At 55.4% G+C, this 19,542-nt stretch carries 19 protein-coding genes; 15 read left to right on the top strand and 4 right to left on the bottom strand.

What is annotated here, in order from left to right; all coding sequences use genetic code 11:
- The first annotated feature begins 4 nt into the window (after positions 1-4).
- The 7 genes from FLS37_RS10575 (at position 5) to FLS37_RS10545 (ending at position 5,387) form a co-directional block, all read left to right on the top strand.
- Entirely contained in the window at positions 5-229 is a 225-nt protein-coding gene (locus FLS37_RS10575) for a hypothetical protein (protein WP_157669897.1), read from the top strand.
- Positions 229-1,971, top strand: a complete 1,743-nt coding sequence (locus tag FLS37_RS10570) for a hypothetical protein (RefSeq protein WP_157669896.1) — start codon at positions 229-231, stop codon at positions 1,969-1,971. Before FLS37_RS10575 ends, FLS37_RS10570 begins: the two co-directional genes overlap by 1 nt.
- A complete protein-coding gene (locus tag FLS37_RS10565) occupies positions 1,971-2,972 on the top strand; it encodes a WD40 repeat domain-containing protein (RefSeq protein ID WP_157669895.1) in 1,002 nt (333 codons plus the stop codon). The genes FLS37_RS10570 and FLS37_RS10565 overlap by 1 nt, the downstream gene beginning before the upstream one ends.
- Before the next feature lie 13 nt (positions 2,973-2,985).
- Positions 2,986-3,567 (top strand): DUF4376 domain-containing protein, encoded by a 582-nt coding sequence (locus tag FLS37_RS10560; protein ID WP_157669894.1) that lies wholly within the window; start codon positions 2,986-2,988, stop codon positions 3,565-3,567.
- A gap of 150 nt (positions 3,568-3,717) precedes the next feature.
- A complete protein-coding gene (locus FLS37_RS10555) occupies positions 3,718-3,948 on the top strand; it encodes a Com family DNA-binding transcriptional regulator (RefSeq protein ID WP_308418760.1) in 231 nt (76 codons plus the stop codon).
- Positions 3,911-4,705, top strand: coding sequence for a DNA adenine methylase (locus tag FLS37_RS10550; RefSeq protein WP_157669892.1), 795 nt, complete (start codon positions 3,911-3,913; stop codon positions 4,703-4,705). Before FLS37_RS10555 ends, FLS37_RS10550 begins: the two co-directional genes overlap by 38 nt.
- A gap of 13 nt (positions 4,706-4,718) precedes the next feature.
- Positions 4,719-5,387, top strand: coding sequence for a hypothetical protein (locus FLS37_RS10545; RefSeq protein ID WP_157669891.1), 669 nt, complete (start codon positions 4,719-4,721; stop codon positions 5,385-5,387).
- Between the two features lie 359 nt (positions 5,388-5,746).
- On the opposite strand, the gene FLS37_RS10540 is transcribed toward FLS37_RS10545, so the two are convergent.
- The 3 genes from FLS37_RS10540 to FLS37_RS10530 form a co-directional block, all read right to left on the bottom strand.
- Positions 5,747-7,501, bottom strand: a complete 1,755-nt coding sequence (locus FLS37_RS10540) for a TrkA family potassium uptake protein (RefSeq protein WP_157669890.1) — start codon at positions 7,499-7,501, stop codon at positions 5,747-5,749.
- A gap of 2 nt (positions 7,502-7,503) precedes the next feature.
- Complete coding sequence (locus FLS37_RS10535; protein WP_157669889.1) at positions 7,504-7,887, bottom strand: DUF6394 family protein; 384 nt, start codon at positions 7,885-7,887, stop codon at positions 7,504-7,506.
- 405 nt (positions 7,888-8,292) lie between these two features.
- Positions 8,293-8,907 carry a LysE/ArgO family amino acid transporter gene (locus FLS37_RS10530; RefSeq protein WP_198314582.1) on the bottom strand — a complete coding sequence of 205 codons (615 nt, stop codon included), beginning with the start codon at positions 8,905-8,907 and terminating at the stop codon, positions 8,293-8,295.
- Positions 8,908-9,074: 167 nt separating this feature from the next.
- Between FLS37_RS10530 and FLS37_RS10525 the strand changes: the two genes are divergently transcribed.
- The 8 genes from FLS37_RS10525 (at position 9,075) to FLS37_RS10490 (ending at position 17,707) form a co-directional block, all read left to right on the top strand.
- Positions 9,075-9,971: a LysR family transcriptional regulator ArgP gene (locus tag FLS37_RS10525; protein ID WP_157669888.1), complete on the top strand. Its 897-nt coding sequence runs from the start codon at positions 9,075-9,077 to the stop codon at positions 9,969-9,971.
- Between the two features lie 208 nt (positions 9,972-10,179).
- Positions 10,180-10,902 carry an energy transducer TonB gene (locus FLS37_RS10520; RefSeq protein WP_157669887.1) on the top strand — a complete coding sequence of 241 codons (723 nt, stop codon included), beginning with the start codon at positions 10,180-10,182 and terminating at the stop codon, positions 10,900-10,902.
- 8 nt (positions 10,903-10,910) lie between these two features.
- On the top strand, positions 10,911-11,582 hold the full coding sequence (locus FLS37_RS10515; protein WP_157669886.1) for a MotA/TolQ/ExbB proton channel family protein: 672 nt from the start codon (positions 10,911-10,913) through the stop codon (positions 11,580-11,582).
- Positions 11,569-11,991 (top strand): biopolymer transporter ExbD, encoded by a 423-nt coding sequence (locus FLS37_RS10510; RefSeq protein ID WP_157669885.1) that lies wholly within the window; start codon positions 11,569-11,571, stop codon positions 11,989-11,991. Before FLS37_RS10515 ends, FLS37_RS10510 begins: the two co-directional genes overlap by 14 nt.
- Before the next feature lie 259 nt (positions 11,992-12,250).
- On the top strand, positions 12,251-14,461 hold the full coding sequence (locus FLS37_RS10505) for a TonB-dependent siderophore receptor (RefSeq protein ID WP_157669884.1): 2,211 nt from the start codon (positions 12,251-12,253) through the stop codon (positions 14,459-14,461).
- 148 nt (positions 14,462-14,609) lie between these two features.
- Positions 14,610-15,290: a Fe2+-dependent dioxygenase gene (locus tag FLS37_RS10500; RefSeq protein ID WP_157669883.1), complete on the top strand. Its 681-nt coding sequence runs from the start codon at positions 14,610-14,612 to the stop codon at positions 15,288-15,290.
- A gap of 155 nt (positions 15,291-15,445) precedes the next feature.
- Positions 15,446-16,231 (top strand): ABC transporter substrate-binding protein, encoded by a 786-nt coding sequence (locus FLS37_RS10495; protein WP_157669882.1) that lies wholly within the window; start codon positions 15,446-15,448, stop codon positions 16,229-16,231.
- Between the two features lie 168 nt (positions 16,232-16,399).
- Complete coding sequence (locus FLS37_RS10490; RefSeq protein WP_157669881.1) at positions 16,400-17,707, top strand: hemolysin family protein; 1,308 nt, start codon at positions 16,400-16,402, stop codon at positions 17,705-17,707.
- Positions 17,708-17,934: 227 nt separating this feature from the next.
- Here the strand turns inward: FLS37_RS10490 and FLS37_RS10485 are convergent, their stop codons facing one another.
- A complete protein-coding gene (locus tag FLS37_RS10485; protein WP_157669880.1) occupies positions 17,935-19,518 on the bottom strand; it encodes an inorganic phosphate transporter in 1,584 nt (527 codons plus the stop codon).
- Between the last annotated feature and the right edge of the window lie 24 nt (positions 19,519-19,542).

Below are 19,542 nucleotides of genomic sequence, written 5' to 3'. Positions count from 1 at the left end.
AATCATGCAACGTACCGAAGAACTGAGCGCAATTCAAATCCAATTCCAGGCCGGTGTCGCACCGGTACTCGGCCAGAAAATCGTGACGCTAAAAAAAGGCGAGCAAGTGCTGAATCAGCAACAGCACGTAGTACCCATGATCGGCGGCGATTTTGATGAGCCGATGCTGGACAAAATTAATGCACAGCTGGCCGAAGTCGGGCTCAAGCTGGTGGAACTGGAGGCGTAATGAGTCAATCGTTGCTTGAAAACCAGCTGGCACTGCAGCAGCAAGTCAGTAGCCTGCGAGCGCTAGTCCAAGGCTCGCGAAATCAGGGCTTGCTGTATGCGCTGATCGGCTCGCACGTGGTTTTTGGCTGCAAGATCGTGCCGTTCTCGGGGCTATACCTAGGCCTGACTGGCGACGATGCGGCAGACGTTGCAGCAAGCAAAAACCCGGATCGCAGCGCAAATCCTGTCCGGCCAGAGCAGTACAGCAATATCGCAAACATCTACGGCGAAGTGCTGCTGATGCCGAACCAGAACGTCGGCGTAAACAACAACGCCGATCTGAAGATCGCGACCGCGCCCGGCACTGGGCTGTACCGTTTTGACGTGGTTTACGCTTACGTTGGCGCAGCTGGGCCTGGGCTAGGCATCGCAACAGGAACGCCGCACGCCACTGCCCCGGTCGTGCCAGCGATTCCGCAAGGCGCTTTGGCGCTGGCACAAGTCCGAGTTGATGCGAATGTCACGACGATTGCAGCTAACAAAATAACTGATCTGCGCAACTTCAATGGGCGCTTGCGTGGCGCGCCGGGCAATCCGGGTGCTGCAGCGACTGTAGCCATCGGCTCGGTGGCTTCGGGTGACACGCCGTCAGTCACTAATTCAGGGACAAATACAGCGGCAACACTGGATTTTGTGCTGCCCAAAGGTGATGCGGGTACTGCCGCAACTGTAGCCATCGGCACTACAACAACTGGTGCGGCGGGCAGCTCGGCATCGGTCACTAACTCAGGGACTTCAAGCGCTGCAGTATTGAATTTCACTGTGCCTGCGGGCGGACAAGGTGATCCTGGCGCAGCGGCGACTGTAACGGTCGGAACTGTGACATCAGGCGCTACGCCATCGGTAACTAATGTCGGTAGCAGCACAGCCGCGACACTCGATTTTGTCTTACCCAAAGGCAATGATGGGTCGGCTGCAACTGTCGCGATCGGGACGGTAACCACCGGCGCGGCCGGTAGTAGCGTTGTGGTGACGAACTCAGGCACGAGCAGTGCGGCCGTGCTTAATTTCACAATCCCCAAAGGGGCAGATGGCGGCGTCACAGACGGCGACAAAGGCGACATCGTTGTCAGCGTTTCGGGCTCGCAGTGGCTCATTGACCCCGCCGTCGTCTCGACATTTGCACGCTCGTACTTGTCGCTAACGACTGCTGCCAGTGTGCGCTCGACGTTGGGTGCTGAGCCCAGCTTAAGTGCCGGAACTGCAGCGCAATATTATCGTGGCGATAAGTCCTGGCAGACTTTGAACAAGGCCGCGGTGGGTTTGGCAAACGTGGATAACACCGCAGACACGGATAAACCTGTTTCAACCGAACAGCAAGCCGCGCTCGACGCCAAAGCTAATCTGGGCGGCGCAAACACATTTTCGGGCGTACAGACATTCGGTGCCGCAGTGCGCGAAGACTACGTCGCGCTGGCCGCGAACAATATTGATCTCGCGTTGGCTAACTACTTCAGCAAAGCCATCGCAGGCGCGACCACGCTCACAGTGAGCAATGTGCCTGCTGCGCCTGCGGTCGCCAGCTTTATCCTTGAACTCACAAATGGTGGGTCGGCAGTGGTGACGTGGTGGTCTGGCATCAAGTGGGCCGGTGGCGCGGCTCCCGCGCTGACTGCAGCAGGCCTGGATTTGTTGGGCTTCTACACTCGCGACGGCGGGGCAACTTGGCGCGGCATGATGCTCGCAAAGGATAGTAAATAATGCTGCGAGATTTACTGTTTGCCGCGTCAGTCCAGGGAAAAGGCGATACGTTTATCAAGCTGCCTGACACGGTTGACTTATCGCTCACCAGTCGATTTTCGGCGGTTTTTAGCCCAGATGGGGCACGATTCGTTACAACCGGCTCGTCAACAAACAAGGTGCGGGTTTACAACCGTAGCGGCGATACTTTTACGCTAGCACAGACGCTTTCACCGGTGGCTTCAACGGTGCGCCGGTCGGCTTTTAGTCCAGACGGACAGTTTCTGGCGGTGGTCGGCGCGGCGGGGACGTATGACTCGGCGGTGACAGTTTATAAGTACAACGGTAGCAGTTTTGTGATCACAGATAGTCAGTCCTTGGCGGGCATGGACTTGCAAGGATGTGTGTTTACTCCTGATGGGGCGTACTTGCTGCTTGTGCATCACAACGGCGCTTATCTGTATAAGCGTGATGCAGGCGCTACAAAGTACAGCAATGCCCAAGGGGTCTTTGATAACTCGACTTATCGTAGCGTAGCAGTTGACCCCTCCGGCGTGTATTTCGTTTTGGCGGGCGGTGGTGCTGTAAAAATGTATAAGCGCAGTGGCGATACGCTCACCTTGGTCTACACCGTGCCGAGCTTGGCCACCGCGCATGGCGTTGCGTATAGCGACACGGGTAATTATGTTGCGGTGGTTGGTGAATTTAGCGGCTACATCAAATTATTCCAGCGCAGCGGCGATACGCTGGTGGCCTTGCCCGCACCTGCGGTGTTGCCCACCTATTACCCCACCTACGCGGCCTTTAGTAGCGGGGGAGCATATTTGGCGGTATCAAGTTATTCGCAGCCTTCAACAATTGTGTACAAGCGCAGTGGCAGCACGTTTACCAAGTTGCCTGACTTTGGAACCCCCACCCCAACCAATATGCATCATGTTGATTTCAGCCCCGATGCCGACTATCTGGCGGCGACGACGGTGGTGGGAAGCGGCCAAGGCGTATTCATTTACAAACGGACATAGATAGAGGCAGGCCATGTATTACTGCAATCGAGCGACAGGGCAATTCGGCGTAACGCTACACGATGCTGCCGCTGCGGCGGGCGCATCTGTGCCGCACGGTGCAACAGAATTCGGGGACTGGGAGGGTTATGCGGACACGAATCCGCCCGAACACAACCGCCTCACACATGCAGTTGCGGAACAAAAGCCTAAACGTATCGCCGGGGTGCTGACTCAGCAATGGTCGGTTCTGCCGCTGACTTCCGATGTTGTAGCAAATAATGAAGCTGCGTGGCGGGTGGTGTTGCATCAGCAAATCAACTCGTGGCGTGACCAGCAAGAAAGCGGCGGTGTTGATCACATGGGCCATCACTGGGACACCGATCAAGCCGCCCGCGACCGCATCCAGTCTGTCCTGCTGTGCGGCGCAAACCCTTTGGGCTACTGGACTGATGCACACAACAACAATGTTGCGATGGACTTCGCTGGCCTGCAGCAGCTGTGGGCAGCAATCGTGGAACAAGGTGCGGCGATCCACGCTCGACAACGACAGATGAAAACCGAGATTGCGACACTGGCGGGTGACTCATTATTGGCCTATCAGCCGGGGTGGTGATCAAGAAAGGCGGAGGATTTAGGAAGAGAAATATCAGTTGTACGATTTACCTGGAACAGCGACTGGATAAGTGCGGGAACACTCATCCAGTCAGCTGACCGCAGATTAGGCCTGCAAGTCACCCCAAGGCTGCCACTTCCGCGCGGAAGAATGCGCAGTTTAGCGGGATATTTGTCACTTATGAAAGGGACTTGCAGTATGTGCAATATCCGTTGCGACCAATGCAACAGAAAACTCGCGGAAGGGAGTTATACCTTTCTCAGTATTAAGTGCCCACGATGTGGGCATCTGAATCAGTTCAATAACCAAGAGCGCCGCCGAGCGCCAAACCAAGGAGCAAACGATGGAAGCCTCTCCAATCGTTCCCTGGCTAGGCGGTAAGCGTCGCCTGGCTGACCAGATCATCCCGCTTTTCCCCAGGCACGATTGCTACGTCGAGCTGTTTTGTGGCGGTGCGGCGCTGTACTTTTTACGCCATATCCCGGCAAAAACCGAAGTGCTCAACGACGTTAACGGCGAACTGATTAATCTATACCGCGTCGTGCAGCACCATATGGAAGAGTTTGTACGGCAGTTCAAATGGGCGATCAGTAGTCGCCAGGTATTCAAGTGGCATCAGCTGACTCAGCCGGAAACGCTCACCGACATCCAGCGTGCTGCGCGGTTCTATTATCTGCAGCAGCATGCTTTTGGCGGCAAGGTGCAGGGGCAGTCATTCGGCACTGCGACGACGGGTAGCCCGATCAATCTATGCCGGATCGAAGAAAACCTCAGCGCCGCCCACCTGCGCCTGGCGGGGACTTACGTCGAAAATTTGAGTTGGCTGGAGTGCCTGAAGAAATATGACCGTCCGCACACTTTCTTCTACGCTGACCCGCCGTACTGGCAAACCGAAGGCTACGGCGTGCCGTTCGAGTGGCAGCAATACGAGCTGCTGGCCGAGGCAATGCGAAGCTGCAAAGGCAAGATGATGATCAGCATCAACGATCATCCAGACATCCGACGCTGCTTCGCCGAGTTTCACATTGAAGAGCTGGGTATTAAGTACAGTGTGGCCAATACGCACGGCGCACCGGAGACCAGTCGCGAGCTGGTGATTACAAACTGGGAACCAACTATTATGGGGGAATTATTCTAATTGGAGTTGAAATGTGCGTAAGCCAACCTGTTTTGAATTTGGAGTAGCCGCGTCGTTTCTGTGGATAGTTTTTGGTGTCTATTTGGCTTTTTTTTCAAAGGTTGCCCATCCACCCGCTCTGGATGGTTGGGCAAATGTGCTGGCCGGTTTCTTTTCTCCAATTGCTTTTTTATGGCTTGTGCTTGGTTATCGGCAGCAGGGGGAGGAATTAAGACAAAACACGGAAGCATTGAGGTTGCAGGCTGATGAATTAAGGCTGGCCGTGGAGCAGTACCAAGACATGGCTAACACGCAGCGTGAGCAGTTTGAGCACGAAAAGAAGTTGGCTGCCAAGGCAGAGGAGGATTTGGCTAAAGAGCGTCGGCCTAAATTTGAATTAAAAGAAAAGCCTACAGCCGCTCTAGGAGGGCAGGGTCTTCGGGAGTTCAGGTGCTTATTGATTAATCATGGTGGCGAAGTGACTGATGTTCAGTTTAATTTGCCGTTTGAAGACTGCTCGGTTAAGCCTTCGAAAGTTCACAGGATATCAAAAGGAGAATCAGCTGAGCTGACATTCTGTCTCCGAGACCGCATTCCTTTTATGCTCGAAGCCCATTACCGTAAGCCGGATGGAGAGGGCGTTGCGCGAATACAAGTAACTTGGAATCCTTTTTCAGCTGAGGAGTTAGTACCTTCTACTTAATGGCGTTCGGCTAGGTCATTGTGCCAAACATCGCGCAATATTCTTTAGTGGGCAAATGACAAATATTGCGGGATATGGTGACAATAATCGCGCCGCGCTACACCTATTGCCTTGCTCCTGATGAAACCGAGGCTATTCACAAGTGGCGTGCATAAGAAAATGTATAGGCTGTGGGTAAGTGCTGTAAGCGCTTGTCGCAATGGGTTTTTCTTGCGCTGCCTGTTTTTTAATCTATTATGCCGCCTTTTCCCCAGTTATCCCGTGTCGGGCAGGACAGTTGCTGGGGTAAGTTGTGGATAAGCGGCTTAAGCGCTTGTATCTGATTGCTATTTTTGTGCTGCTTATATTTTAAGCGGTACTTAATCGATTTCCGCGCCGGTTTGGGTTTCGCTAGTGGCCTGCTTGCTGGCTTGCCGGTCTTTCTGCCATTGCGCGATACGGCGGAATATCCAGCTTTGTGCCTGCTCTTCGCCGGTGCGGATATAGTCGAGCAGGGCAATGCTTTCCTGTACGGCGCTATGCGCCAGACGGGCATGGTGGTCGCCAATAAACAGCAGCTCGTCGCCAAACTGCAGCAAGGTTTCGCTGCCGGGCAGTAGCTGGTCGCGGCCTGCGTGCCGGTGCAGTAGTGCCAGGCAGTGCAGGGTATTGCCGTGGTTCAGTGCGTCGTGCGTGTAATGGCCAATGCGCAGTGGCGGCACGGGCTGCGCCAGCATGGCGTGCACCGCGCTGGCATTCTGGGCGTTGAAGCGGATGCGCCAGATTTCTGGCACTTCGCCCCGGCACAGGTCCAGCAGCTGTGGCAACAGGTTTTGCGCCCATTCTTCGCTTTGCTGCTGAATCAGCGCCATGGCGTCGGCCAGGAGTGGGTTTTCCATGGCGCGCAGGCATTCATGCGCGATGATTTCGGCGCGGATTGACGTGATATTGGGTTTGAATGCTTCAAATAGCAGGTGATTGTGCGTCAGGTTTTGCCGCGCCACGGTAAACAGCGCGGGGTTGATTTCGCGTGCAGTGGCCAGCGCCGATAGATTGTTGGCGTCGTGGTCGTGGCTGACCAGCAGCCCTACGGCACGCTCGATGCCGGCCTGGCGCAGCGATGCCGCTTCTACGCCCAGCGCTAGAATAAAGTGTTCATGGTCCAGATCGCTCTGCGGTTCGGGGTCGATTACCGTCACGGTGCAACCGGCGGCGAGTAGTGATTTATGCACCGCCGTACCAAAGCGCCCGTAACCCACAATCACCCAGTGGCCAATCGGCGGGCTGGGCTCTTCGGTAATCATTTTGCCGGGAAAGTCGGCCAGAATGTCGCAGACGCGCGAAATCATGGGCTGTTGCAGCCGGCGGCTGAATTTGCGCCCAACGGTTTGAAACAGGTTGATCACCTTGTTGGTGCCAAACGAGGCCATGTTTTGCGCGACAGCCTGATTGCGGCTGCGGCAGATCGACAGCAGCTTGGGCCGCAAAACATAGGCGCTGATGGCAATGGCCAGATTGGCCTCCTCGTTGCCGGTAATGCCCAGGATGCCAATGCAGTGTTTGTGCTCGATACCGGCGATTTTCAATAGCTCTGGGTTGGAGGCATCACCTGCAAAGCTGGGGGTGTCAAATTTGAAATTGGCCAGCGCTATCTCATTCACCCGCTCGGCGCGCTGCTCGACGATCACAAAGCGGATGTCCAGATCATCGAGCACCTTGCACAAGAGCCGGGCGGTTTGCCCGTAGCCGCAAATCAGATAAAAAGGCTCGCTAATGCGTTGTACCTTGTTGCGAAAGCGCGCCTGCGCAATGGCCTTGCGCAGCGACTCATCGCGCATCAGGCCGAAGATCGAACCTATCGTATACGCCCAGCCAGTCACCGCCAGATAAATACAGCACAAGACCCACAGCCTTTGCTGGTAAGTGAATGGGTTGGGAATCTCGCCAAAGCCGATGGAGGTAGCGGTGTAGCTGATGAAATAAAACGCGTGAAAAAAATCAATATGGTAGGGTTGGCCGTTGGCATCAATGCCGGGGATCAACACCAAGCCCAGTACTGCGATGCCGTAGATGGCGATCAGTGTGACAATCGGCGCGCGCAGGCGCCGTAGCATCAGAAAGAATATGCCGTCCATTTTTAGCGACGATGCTGCAGGGTTTCACCAATCAGCAGCACCACCGACACCAGATTGGCCGCCAGTGCGCCAGCGGCAAATGACACCACCATTGAAGTAACCCCCGGCGTCATGCCCACGCCGGAGACATACACCGCGTGCCCCCATATTAGTGAGGCGGTAATCAGCTGCAAATCGGCCACCAGACTGGTGGCCAAATGCAATGCACCGACTTGCGTACGGTCACCAAATTTAAGTGCCGTGGCGATAAAGTTGATCACAATCGCCAGAAATAGCTCAAACACATCATGCTGGTGCGGTACATCAATTTCACCCAGCACAAAACCGAAATTGAGCGTAAACGCCAGCAGGATAAAAAAACCGAAAATAACTTTTTCAATATTCATGATCAGGCCCGGTGAAGTGCAGGAGTTGGGCAACAGATGGATGGCAGTGCTACCGCCGCCGCTGCCGATTACCCAAGGGGGTATAAGGCTGCAGCGCCGTTGGCAGGTCGCTGCAGCGCTATACATGCCATACCGATTGTGGCTTAGTCCACAGGCGAGTTCAAGCCGATTGCGCTTTTATCCACCCGTGGCGTGGATAAAATTGCGGCGCGCTTGTGGATAGTTGGGCTAACTGGCTGATCTGACTGGCAGTTTGCCGATTGCTGCAAAAAGCAGCAGCAGCGGGGTAATTGGCGCATCTTTTCCACGCATTGCTGGCATAGCTGGGTGGGTAAGCTGTGGATGAATGCGCTAAGCCCCTGTTCTGGCGGGTTTAGTTGTTGCTGATTAAAAAATAATCAATGTTTAAGCCATTTTGAGTAATGAAATACCAATCGCCACCATCATCAGCGCAATCAGAGCGTCCAGCACGCGCCACGCTGCGGGTTTGGCAAACAGCGGGGCCAGCTTGCTGGCGCCATAGGCCAGCGAAAAAAACCACAGGCAGGAAAAGCTCACTGCGCCCAGCAAGAACATCGGCTGATTGGCGGGAGCCTGCTGCGCGCCAATGCCGCCGACCAGTACCACCGTATCCAGAATCGCATGCGGATTGAGCAGCGAAAAGCCCAGCGCGGCGGCCACTACGCTTTTGGCTGTTCTGGCGCTGCGGGATTCATCGTCGATCTGTAGCTGGCCGGGGCGGATGGCTTTTTGCAAGGCTTGCCAGCCAAACCAGAATACAAACGCTGCGCCTGCCAGCGCCATCCAGCTTTGCAGCTCGGGTAGCGTTTGCAAAATCTTGCCCATGCCCAGCACGCCTGCCGACATCAGCAAAAAGTCGCAGCCAATGCAGGTGATGACCGCAATAAACAGATGCTGGCGGCTAATGCCCTGGCGCAAGATAAAGGCATTCTGCGCCCCAATCGCCATAATCAGGCTGGCGCATAAAGCCATGCCCTGAAAGAAAACGCTGCTCGCCATGCTAAACCTTCACCTATGTATTTGATTGTTAATGTGGATGGAAAGGGCTTTGCTGAGCGGGGTTGGCGCTGCAAAGCTTGGAGCTATTGTGCTAACTGTGGCTTGCCAGATAAAGAATATTTAAATTATCTTTACTAGATTAAAAAATTCTTAATATCGGGTAGGCCATGCAGTTTGACCACAAACACGCCGAAGCCTTGCTGGCGGTGATTGATAGCGGTAGCTTCGAGCAGGCGGCCAGCGCGCTGCATCTGACCGCTTCGGCGGTGTCGCAGCGGGTTCGCCAGCTGGAAGTGCAGCTGGGTGTGCCGCTGCTGGTACGCTCGCGGCCTTGTCGCGCCACCATGGCGGGACAGCAGCTCTTGCAGTATTTGCGCCGCGCCAGATTACTGGAGCAGGATTTTCTGGCCAGCTTTTCCGGCGAAGCGGCCGCACCGCTGACGGTGCCGCTGGCGGTGAATGCCGACACGCTCAGTACTTGGCTGCTACCGGCCTTGAGCGATTTTCTGATTGCCGAAAATGTGCTGATCAGCCTGACGGTGGACGATCAGGATCACACCTATGCGCTGATGCAGGAAGGGCAGGCACTGGCCTGTGTCTCGGCCGAGCCGCATGCCATGCAAGGCTGCGTGGTGCATGAGCTGGGCATTTTGCGTTACCGCATGCTGGCCTCGCCGGCTTTTCATGCGCGCTGGTTTGCCCGGGGTTATACGCGCGATGCGGCCCGACAGGCGCCGGTGATGGTGTTTAACCGCAAGGATGCCTTGCAGGCGGGCTTTCTGGAGCAGCAATTTGGCTTGCGGGTCGGGGCTTATCCCGAACATCATGTTCCGGCCAGCGAGCCGTATCTGCAATCGATCCTGCTGGGGCTGGGCTGCGGGATGGTGCCGCATCTGCAGGCCGATCCGCTGATTGCACGCGGTGAGCTAATTGATCTGGCTCCGCAGCAGCCCACCGATGTCACGCTGTACTGGCACCACTGGAAGGTGCAATCGCCGCGTCTGGAGCGGCTTTCACGCCGTCTGGTTGAGGCTGCGCGTGGCGCTCTGTTGGCGCGGGTTTGAGTCGGGCGCTGCGGATCATGGCGCTGTAAATAGCTGGCAGATACACGGGGTGGGTATTGCCCGCCCAACCTTATTGGTACTAATTTAGCCAGCGATACCTATTTATTTCTCTATCCTTTCATTTTTATTTCTGCAGTTACAATTAACTACTTGCGCTGTGAATTTTTAACAGAAATCCGTTGCAAATGAGAATGGTTGCCAGTAACATATGGGAATGATTCTCGATAGCAAAATAACTGTAGCCGGGGTTGTGCTGGCGCATGCCGCCGCTTTTTATCTGCTCACACAAGCGCAGCGCCCGCAAGCGCCGCAAGAGCCGATCTTTATGCAGGCCGTGCCGCTGGCCATGGGCGAAATCGCCCCTGAACCCAAGCTCGAACCACAAAAAGCGCGGCCCAAGGTCAAGGAAAAGATCAAGGAAGTACGCCAGAACGTTCGCCAGAAAGTGCAGGAGCGCAAGGCACCTACACCGCGCGTTCAGCAAGCGGCAACGCCGGAGCGCAGCGCAACGATGGAAGTGGCCGCAGCCAAAACCACGCAAACCGAAGAAGTAGCGGATCGCAGCGGCAAAACGGCCAATGAGTCCGCGGCTGCGCCATCCAGTGGCGGTCAGGAAGGGCAGAGCCGACAGGCCGAGCCGGTGGTGAGCGAGCCGAGTTTTCATGCCAATTATTTAAGCAACCCCAAGCCGCCTTATCCGCCAGCGTCCGCTGCGCTGGGCGAATACGGCACGGTGTTGTTGCGCGTGCGGGTCAATGCTGCCGGTTTGACCGAGCAAGTGGAGATCAGCAAAAGCAGCGGGTATGTGCGGCTCGATGCCAGTGCAGAAAGAACTGTACAGCGTTGGCGCTTTGTCCCCGCCAAACGCGGTGATGTTGCAGTAGCCGGTACTGTCATTGTGCCGATCAAATTTTTGAAACCGAATACTTGAGGTTAGTGATGGATTTATCGTTGGTTTTGCATTCGGGTGATCCGATTTTGCAATCGGTCTTTGCTTTGCTGGTGCTGATGTCGGTGGTGAGCTGGGTGGTGATTATTGCTCGCTCGCGTTTGTTGTGGGTGATGAAGCGCCATCAGCAGGGCTTTATGAGCTCGTTCTGGGAAGCGAGCGACTGGCAGGAAGCGCTGAATCTGGCCGCCAAACATCAGGCGCCTGCAGCCAAGCTGGCGCGTGCCGGTGCCGAAAGCCTGCGTCACTACCGTGCGCATGAAGGTGGCGGTCTGGGCAAGGCGGTGTCGCTGGACGATTATCTGGTGCGCAATCTGCGCACCAAGCTTAGCCAGGAAACCGCCAAGATGGAGCGCGGCCTGACCTGGCTGGCGACCACCGGTTCGGTTGCGCCATTTATTGGCTTGTTTGGTACGGTATGGGGTATTTATCACGCGCTGGTGGGGATTGCCACCACCGGTAGCGCCTCGCTGAGCACAGTGGCTGCGCCGATTGGTGAAGCGCTGGTGGCTACAGCGGCGGGTCTGGCTGTGGCGATTCCGGCAGTGATTGCGTACAACGCCTTTATCCGCACTAACCGCCGTTTTGCGCAGGAACTTGATGGTTTTACGCATGATCTGCATGCCCAGTTGCTGACGGAGGGTGGCCATGGCGTTCGGTAGTTTTTCTTCTGATGATGCCGCCCCCATGGCCGAGATCAATACCACGCCGCTGGTCGATGTGATGCTAGTGCTGCTGGTGGTGTTTATCGTGACTGCGCCGGTGATGACGCATGCCGTCCGGGTTGAATTGCCCAAGGCCAGTACCACGGTGGTTGAGCAAACCAAGCAGCCGATCAAGCTGACGCTGCAAGCCGAAGGTGGCCTGCTCGATGATCAAACCCCAGTGCAGCCTGAAAGCCTGGATGCGCGTTTTGCCGCTGCATTTGCCGCCGATCCGCTAACCGAAGTGCATTTGTACGCTGATAAAACCGTGCAGTACGAACGGATCGCACAAACCATGGCCGCAGCGCAGCGCGCTGGCTTGACCCGCATTGGTCTGATGACCAGCGGCGAGAACGCGGCCAAATAAAGAGCACGCTTGAACGGCGGGATTATGGCCGTGAGCTTGTTAAATCGGGAGTCTAGCTCCGCAGGGATGTGATGAAGGTTAGCGAAATATTGAATACATTTTTTGGCCGAACTGGTTGCAGACCTGCTGCCCGCTGCCGTTCTGGCTGCACGCCCTGAATATGGTTTTGATCTGATTAACAAGCACTCGGCGGGTTGATCCCGCCCTTTTTTTGCCCATTTTTTGTCGATTAATTTTTGTCAACACACTAGAGAAAACCATGAGAGAGATACATAAAAAGAAAACCGGTGTTCGCCACTTGGCGAAATACCCGGCTGCAGCCGCGCTATTTGGCGTGGTAGCCGGTGGTGCACATGCCGCCGACGCGGTGCTGGCACCAGTTGAAGTGGCTGCGCCCGTAGAAAATAAAAACGGTACTGCCGATACGTATGTGGCGCCAACCGTTTCTGTAGGCCGCACCAAGCAAGATACCCGTGATGTACCGCAATCGATCACCAGCATCACGCAGCAATTGATGCATGATCAGGATGCCAATAGCGTGAAAGAAGCGCTGCGCAATGCCGTTGGCGTGACATTCAACGCTGCCGAAGGTGGTAGCAGTGGTGACGGTATCCGCATTCGCGGTTTTGCTGCTTCCAATGACCTGTACGTGGATAACTTCCGTGACTCGGCGCAATACAATCGCGACACTTTCCAGACCGATTCAGTTGAAGTATTGCGCGGCCCGGCATCGATGATTTATGGCCGTGGTTCAACGGGCGGTATTGTTAATCAGGTCAGCAAACAGGCTTTCCGTGGCGATCTGACGCAACTGACCGGTACCATCGGTACTGATGCTTTCTACCGTGGTGAAGTGGATGTTAACCGCTCAATCGGCGAAACCGCTGCAGCGCGCGTGGTGGTGATGGGGCAAAAAGCTGGTAGCTTCCGTGAAGGCGCGGAAATGAACCGTTATGGCGTAGCACCGAGCGTGAAATTCGGTATTGGCGAGCAAACCGAAATTACCTTGAATGCCTTGCACTACCGAGAAGACAATGTGCCTGATTATGGCGTACCCTACTACAACAAGAGCGCATCGGTGCATGGCACAAATACGCCGATTGATCGGGTTGATACCTTCTACGGTCAGAAAGATTTTGACTCTGAAAAAACTAAAACCGACGTACTGGGCGCCGTAATCCAGCATCAGATCGCTCCCAATATGCAGCTGAAAAACAGCACCCGCTTCGGCCAGTACGATCTGGATTTGCGTGCTAGTGCACCTAGCCTGCGTTTTGCCAATCGCAATGAAGCTTTGAGCGACAGCACAGTGATCGGGCGTAGCCGCAAATTGCGTGAACGCGAGCAGGAAATTCTCTCTAATGTAACCGATCTGGTTTGGGGATTTGATACCGGCACCATTCGCCATGAAGTGCTGGCCGGTGTGGAGCTGACCCGCGAAGAGCTAGTGAGCTTCAGCCGCGTTCAACGCAACACTGGTGCTGCCACCAGCTGCACTGCGCCAACCACCACCGTGGGCAACCCGGTAACCAACGGTCGCCCTAAGTGTGATGAGCCAGTGAGAACCCAGGCTGATACATCAACGGCCAATACCGCTGCGGTGTATTTCCAGGACATGATTTCACTCAATACCCAGTGGAAAGTGTTGCTGGGCGCACGTTACGACAACTTTAAAGCTGAAACCAAGCGCAAGAGCCTGACCGCGACGCAGCCAAACCAGCCTGACGTGAGCCGTACTGATAATGTGTGGAGCTGGCGTACCGGTTTGATCTACCAGCCTGATGCACAGCAGTCTTACTACGCCTCATACGGTACATCGTTCAACCCATCGGCCGAAGCGTATTCGACCGATCTGCGTGGCTCAATGACGCAGCCTGAGAAAAACGCCAACTACGAAGTGGGTGCAAAATGGACTCTGCTGGGCGGCGACTTGGCCTTGCGTACGGCCTTGTTCCGCACGATTAAAACCAATGAGCGTCAAACTGATATCGAAGTGGGCGTGATTAAACCGGCCGTACTGTCAGGCCAGCGCCATACCGACGGGATTGAGCTCGAAGGTGCGGGCCGTATCACGGACAAATGGCAAGTCTTTGCCGGTATCGCCTACATGGAAGCGAAAATCGACAAAGTTGGCCCATTGGCATCGCAACAAGCCAACCTGGGTAAACGCCCGGATAACGTACCCAGCCACACCGCCAACTTTTGGACTACGTACCAGATCGACGGTAACTGGAAAGTAGGTGCTGGCTTTAACGCCATGGGTAAACGTTATACCAATTTGGCCAATGTGACCAATATCCCTGCCTTTGTGCGCTGGGATGCCATGGCCGAGTGGAAGCACCGTGACCTGAACGTACAGCTGAATGTTTTCAATCTGTTTGATACCAAGCACTACGAAGGCCTGTACGGTGGCTTCGCAGTACCAGGTATGAGCCGTTCTGCTCGTGTGACCGTAGGGTATAGCTTCTAAGTTTATATCTTGATTGATGTTCATGGCTATGCCCTCATGGGTATGGCCAATTAGCAACAGGGGATGCCATCATCCCCTGTTTGTTTTCATGATGGATTGAAGCGAGTCTTCGATTCATGATGAAAATACCATACGGAGACTTGAAATCATGTTATTGCATATTCCGCAGGTACTGAGCCCGGCTGAGGTTGTAGACTGTCGCCAGCGCCTCAATCAGGCGCAGTGGCTCGATGGCCGGATTACGGCAGGTAGCCAGTCGGCCAAAGTAAAACACAATCAGCAGCTGCCCAATGATGATGAACAAGCCGTGGCAGTCCGCAAAGTGATCCTGGCGGCGCTAGAAAAAAACGATTTGTTTTTTTCCGCCGCGCTACCCAAGCGTATTTTTCCGCCGCTGTTTAATCGCTATAGCGAAGGCATGACTTTTGGCAATCATGTGGATAACGCCATGCGGCGCATTACCGATACCGGCGAATGGGTGCGCTCGGACTTATCGGCCACGCTGTTTTTCTCCGACCCTGCCGAGTACGACGGTGGCGAGCTGGTGATTGAAGATACGTTTGGTCTGCATGAAGTGAAATTGGCCGCTGGCGATCTGATTCTGTATCCATCCAGCAGCCTGCACCGTGTCGAGCCAATTACGCGTGGCACTCGGCTAGCCTCGTTTATGTGGTTGCAGAGCATGGTCAAGGATGTGGGCGAGCGCGGCTTGCTATTTGATCTGGATACCAGCATCCGCCAGATTCGCGCCGAGCTTGGCGACACGCCCACTGCAGTGCAGCTGACCGGGGTTTATCACAATCTGTTGCGTAAATGGGGTGAAATTTAAGCGCTGGCTGCCCAGGGAATATGCCGGTGGTATTGGCGCTGTGACCTTGTTCTGTCTTGATTTAAAGCGTGTTTTTAAAATCTTCTACGGGTAAACCCTAATCACTGTGTGGGTTTTATTCCGCTATAAAAGTGGTTTTTATCCCGAGCTAACCCATGCCCGTTGCCACTCGCTTGCCTTGCCGCCCCTTGCTGGGTTTGCTGCTGCCACTGACAATGGCGCAGGCAATGGCACAGGGGATTGCTGAGCCACTGGAAATTCTGGTTGAAGACGCGGCCGAGCCGTTTTCTCGTGCTGATGGCAGCGGCTACGCCAACGAGCTGGTCGTTGCGGCCTACGCGGCGGTGGGCATTGACGTCAAACTTGGCGTGGTGCCTTATTCCCGTTGCAAAGCCATGGTGCTCGATGGCAGTGTGGCGGCGTGTTTCAATATGGCCTGGGAAAAGGCGCTGGAGGGGCGGGTAAAATTGGCCGACGAGCCTTTATACAAAGCCCATGGCGTTTACTTTCAGCATAAAGCCAGACCGCTGGCGGCCAGAAAAGAATCCGAGCTGGGCAAACCGCTGCGCATCGGCACGGTCAAGGATTATGAATACGCCGATTCGGCACTGCAGGCCCGATTGCGCGGCGCGGTGTTTTTCCCCGGCCGCAGCGAGCAGGTCAGCCTGAAACGGCTGGCGCAGGGCAAGCTTGATGCCGCGCTGGTGATTGGCAACGATTTGCAAGGATCGCGCTATTGGGCCGAAAGCGCCGGCGTGGCCGATCAGGTCGAGCTGGCTTTTCCCAGTACGCCCACGCTGGTTTACATCGGCTTTAGCACCAGCCACCCACAAGGGCAGTGGGCGCTAGATAAATTCAATCAGGGCTATAAATTGCTGCGTGAGACTGGCTATATCGGGCAATTGCGCAAAAAATGGGTTGCCCAGTTAAGTTTGCATTAGGGTATTGCCCTGTAGTGCTTATCAGTGCTTGATTGTAGCGATATACCTACCAAATAGCCCGTCATTCTTCTGCACTCGCCGCCGCATTGGCATCCCGCAATTGTCTACCGCTTGATTTTGCTGACTGTGGCACAATATCTGCTACTTCTTCATTACCCAATCAAATCAATGGAAATCTTTATATTGCTCGGGCTGATTCTGCTCAATGGCGTCTTTGCCATGTCCGAGATTGCGCTGGTAACTGCGCGAAAAGCACGTTTGAGCAAAATGGCCGAAGCGGGTAATACCGGAGCCAGAGTGGCCTTAGAGCTAGGCGCTGATCCGACCAAGTTCATGTCCACCGTGCAAATCGGGATTACTTCCATTGGTGTTCTAAGCGGTATTGTCGGCGAATCGGTACTGGCCGCGCCGTTTGCCGACTGGCTGATGACCTTTGGCCTGCCGGAAAACCTCAGCGATACCAGCGCAACGGTCTGCGTGGTGGTGTCGGTGACCTACTTCTCGATTGTGCTCGGCGAGCTGGTGCCCAAGCGCCTGGGGCAGATCAGCCCCGAGCTGATTGCCACGCTGGTATCGCGTCCGCTGCAAATGCTGGCGCTGATTACGCGCCCCTTTGTGCGCCTGCTGAGCATGTCAACCAGTACCATTTTGCGTCTGCTGGGCGCGAACCAGAATGCCATGCAGAGTGTGACGCAAGACGAAATCGACGCCATGCTGGCCGAGGGCTCCGAAGCGGGCCTGATTGAAGAGCACGAACACACCATGGTGCGCAATGTCTTGCGGCTGGACGATAGGATGGTGACCTCGCTGATGATTCCGCGCGGCGATATGGTCTACCTCGATCTGGCCGAACCGCTGCAGGACAATCTGGCGCGCATCGCCCAGGCCGATTATTCGCGCTTTCCAGTTTGCCGTGACGGGCTGGAAAACCTGCTGGGCGTGATCAGCACCAAGGAAATCCTGAAAAAAGTCCTGAAAAGCGAGCCCGTCGACTTTATCGCCCAGCTACAGCCCTGCGTCTTTGTACCCGAGACACTCACCGGCCTGGAGCTGCTTGAGCAAATGCGCTCATCGGGCGTCGAGATGGTTTTTCTGGTCGACGAATACGGCGAAGTACAGGGTCTGGTGACATTGCAGGATGTGCTGGAAGTGCTCACCGGCGAATTCACCCCGCAAAATATGGAAGACGCCTGGGCCGTGCAGCGCGCCGATGGCTCGTGGCTGCTCGATGGCCTGATTCCAGTGCCCGAGCTGAAAGACAGGCTCGCGTTCACCACCATGCCGGACGAAGACAAAAACAGCTATCACACCCTGAGTGGCATGGTCATGCTGCTGCTCGGCCGTATGCCGCGCACAGGTGATGTGACTTACTGGGAAAACTGGTCGCTGGAAGTGGTGGACATGGATGGACACCGCATCGACAAGATTCTGGCCGCCGAACATGTTTCTGCTGATGCGATCGAGAAAAACGGCTAAGCAATTTCTCAATTTCTGCCAAGTTGCGATTGCGGCCGCCGTGGATACAGGCCGCTGTGGATAGAGGCCGGGGCGCTGATTTCACCTACCCCGGCCCTCCAGTGTTTATCCCGCCGTTGCTGCAAATACACCAAGCGCGTGATCAAGATTCAAGCTGCGGGGGTAGCTTGCATCTGTCGAGCAAGCTATCCCCGGCAGGACATCGCAGTGATTAAAACAGCCAGCTCCTAGCTGGCTAGCAGCATGCCGCGCAGCATGAAGTACAGCATGGCGGCGAGCAGGGCGGAGATGGGCACGGTGACAACCCAGGCCGCGGCAATTTTCATGATTTGCGAGCGTTTTACCAGCTCCTGGCGGTACACTTTTTTCAGGCCTTTGCGTTCCATTTTTGAAAAATGGGCCGGGTCAAGCTGCTGTTTGGCCTTGGTTTTCAGCTCGGCCAGTAGCACGGCTTTTTCATTCACACCGGCCTTGTTAAAGCGCAGCATAAACGCGTCAATCGCCGCCTGATCATCCTCGGGGTGGTGCGCCTTGATTTCATCGATGGTGCGGGCGTGATTGGCTTTCAGGTATTCGCGCAAAAAGCCAACGCCAAATACGCCACCCACGGCAATATGCGTCGAGCTCACCGGCAGCCCCATCTGGCTGGCCACAATCACGGTAATGGTTGCGGCCAGTGCAATGCAGAATGCGCGCATCTGATCGAGCTCGGTAATTTCCGAGCCGACGGTGCGGATCACTTTCGGGCCGTACAGCGCCAAACCCAGCGAAATGCCGATCGCGCCAATCACCATAATCCACAGCGGAATACTGGCTTTGTCGTGCAGGCTGCCATCGCTGCTCATCAGCGCGTCATTAATGGCTGCCAGCGGGCCGATGGCATTGGCTACGTCATTGGCACCGTGGGCAAAGCTCAGCAGGGCGGCGGCAAAAATGAGCGGAATGGTAAAGAAGTTGTTGACGCTTTGCTTGGTGTTTTGGACCTCGCTAATGCGCGCCTTAATCATCGGCATCAGTACCGCGCATACCAGCGCGCCGACGGCAAAGCCGATGCCCACGGCGACGGCAAAATCCACTTTCCAGATTTTATTGAGCCCTTTGAGCATCAGATAGGTGGTGAAAGTCCACGCCATTAGTCCCACCAGCAGCGGCACCATGCGTGCAGCAGCGGCGATCATGTTTTCCTGATAAGTAATCGTGCGTTTGATCAGGTACAGAAACAGCGCGGCAAAAATGCCGCCGAGCAAGGGCGAGATCACCCAGCTGGCGGCAATGGTGCCCACTTGCGCCCAGTCGGCAATGCCCATGCCACCCGCAGCCACACCCGCGCCCAGCACTGCACCCACGATGGAATGCGTGGTTGATACTGGCGCGCCGATTGCGGTGGCTACATTCAGCCACAAGGCACCCGCCAGCAGCGCGGCCAGCATAATCCAGATAAAGGTTTGCTTATCCGGAATCAATGCCGGATCAATGATGCCGCTGCGAATGGTCGATACCACATCGCCACCCGCAATAATGGCCCCTGATGCCTCAAAAATGGCGGCAATTAGCAGCGCGCCGCCCATCGTCAGCGCTTTGGAGCCCACGGCCGGGCCGACATTATTGGCGACATCGTTGGCGCCAATATTCATCGCCATATAGGCACCAATCACCGAGGCCACAATCAGCATCAGGCTGGGTGTGGTGCCACGAGCTGCGGTATAGAGCACGATGCCGACAATAAACAGCAGGGCAATGCCCAGCCGGAACAGTTCAATGCGTCCGGAATTGGCCGCGTTGTGGATTTTGTTAATTTGCTGGTGATTCATGGTTTCACTATCGCGAGTTTTGAT

Source organism: Chitinibacter sp. GC72, from assembly GCF_009760905.1.
GTDB lineage: Bacteria > Pseudomonadota > Gammaproteobacteria > Burkholderiales > Chitinibacteraceae > Chitinibacter.
This window is presented reverse-complemented; position numbering and strand designations above follow the sequence as displayed.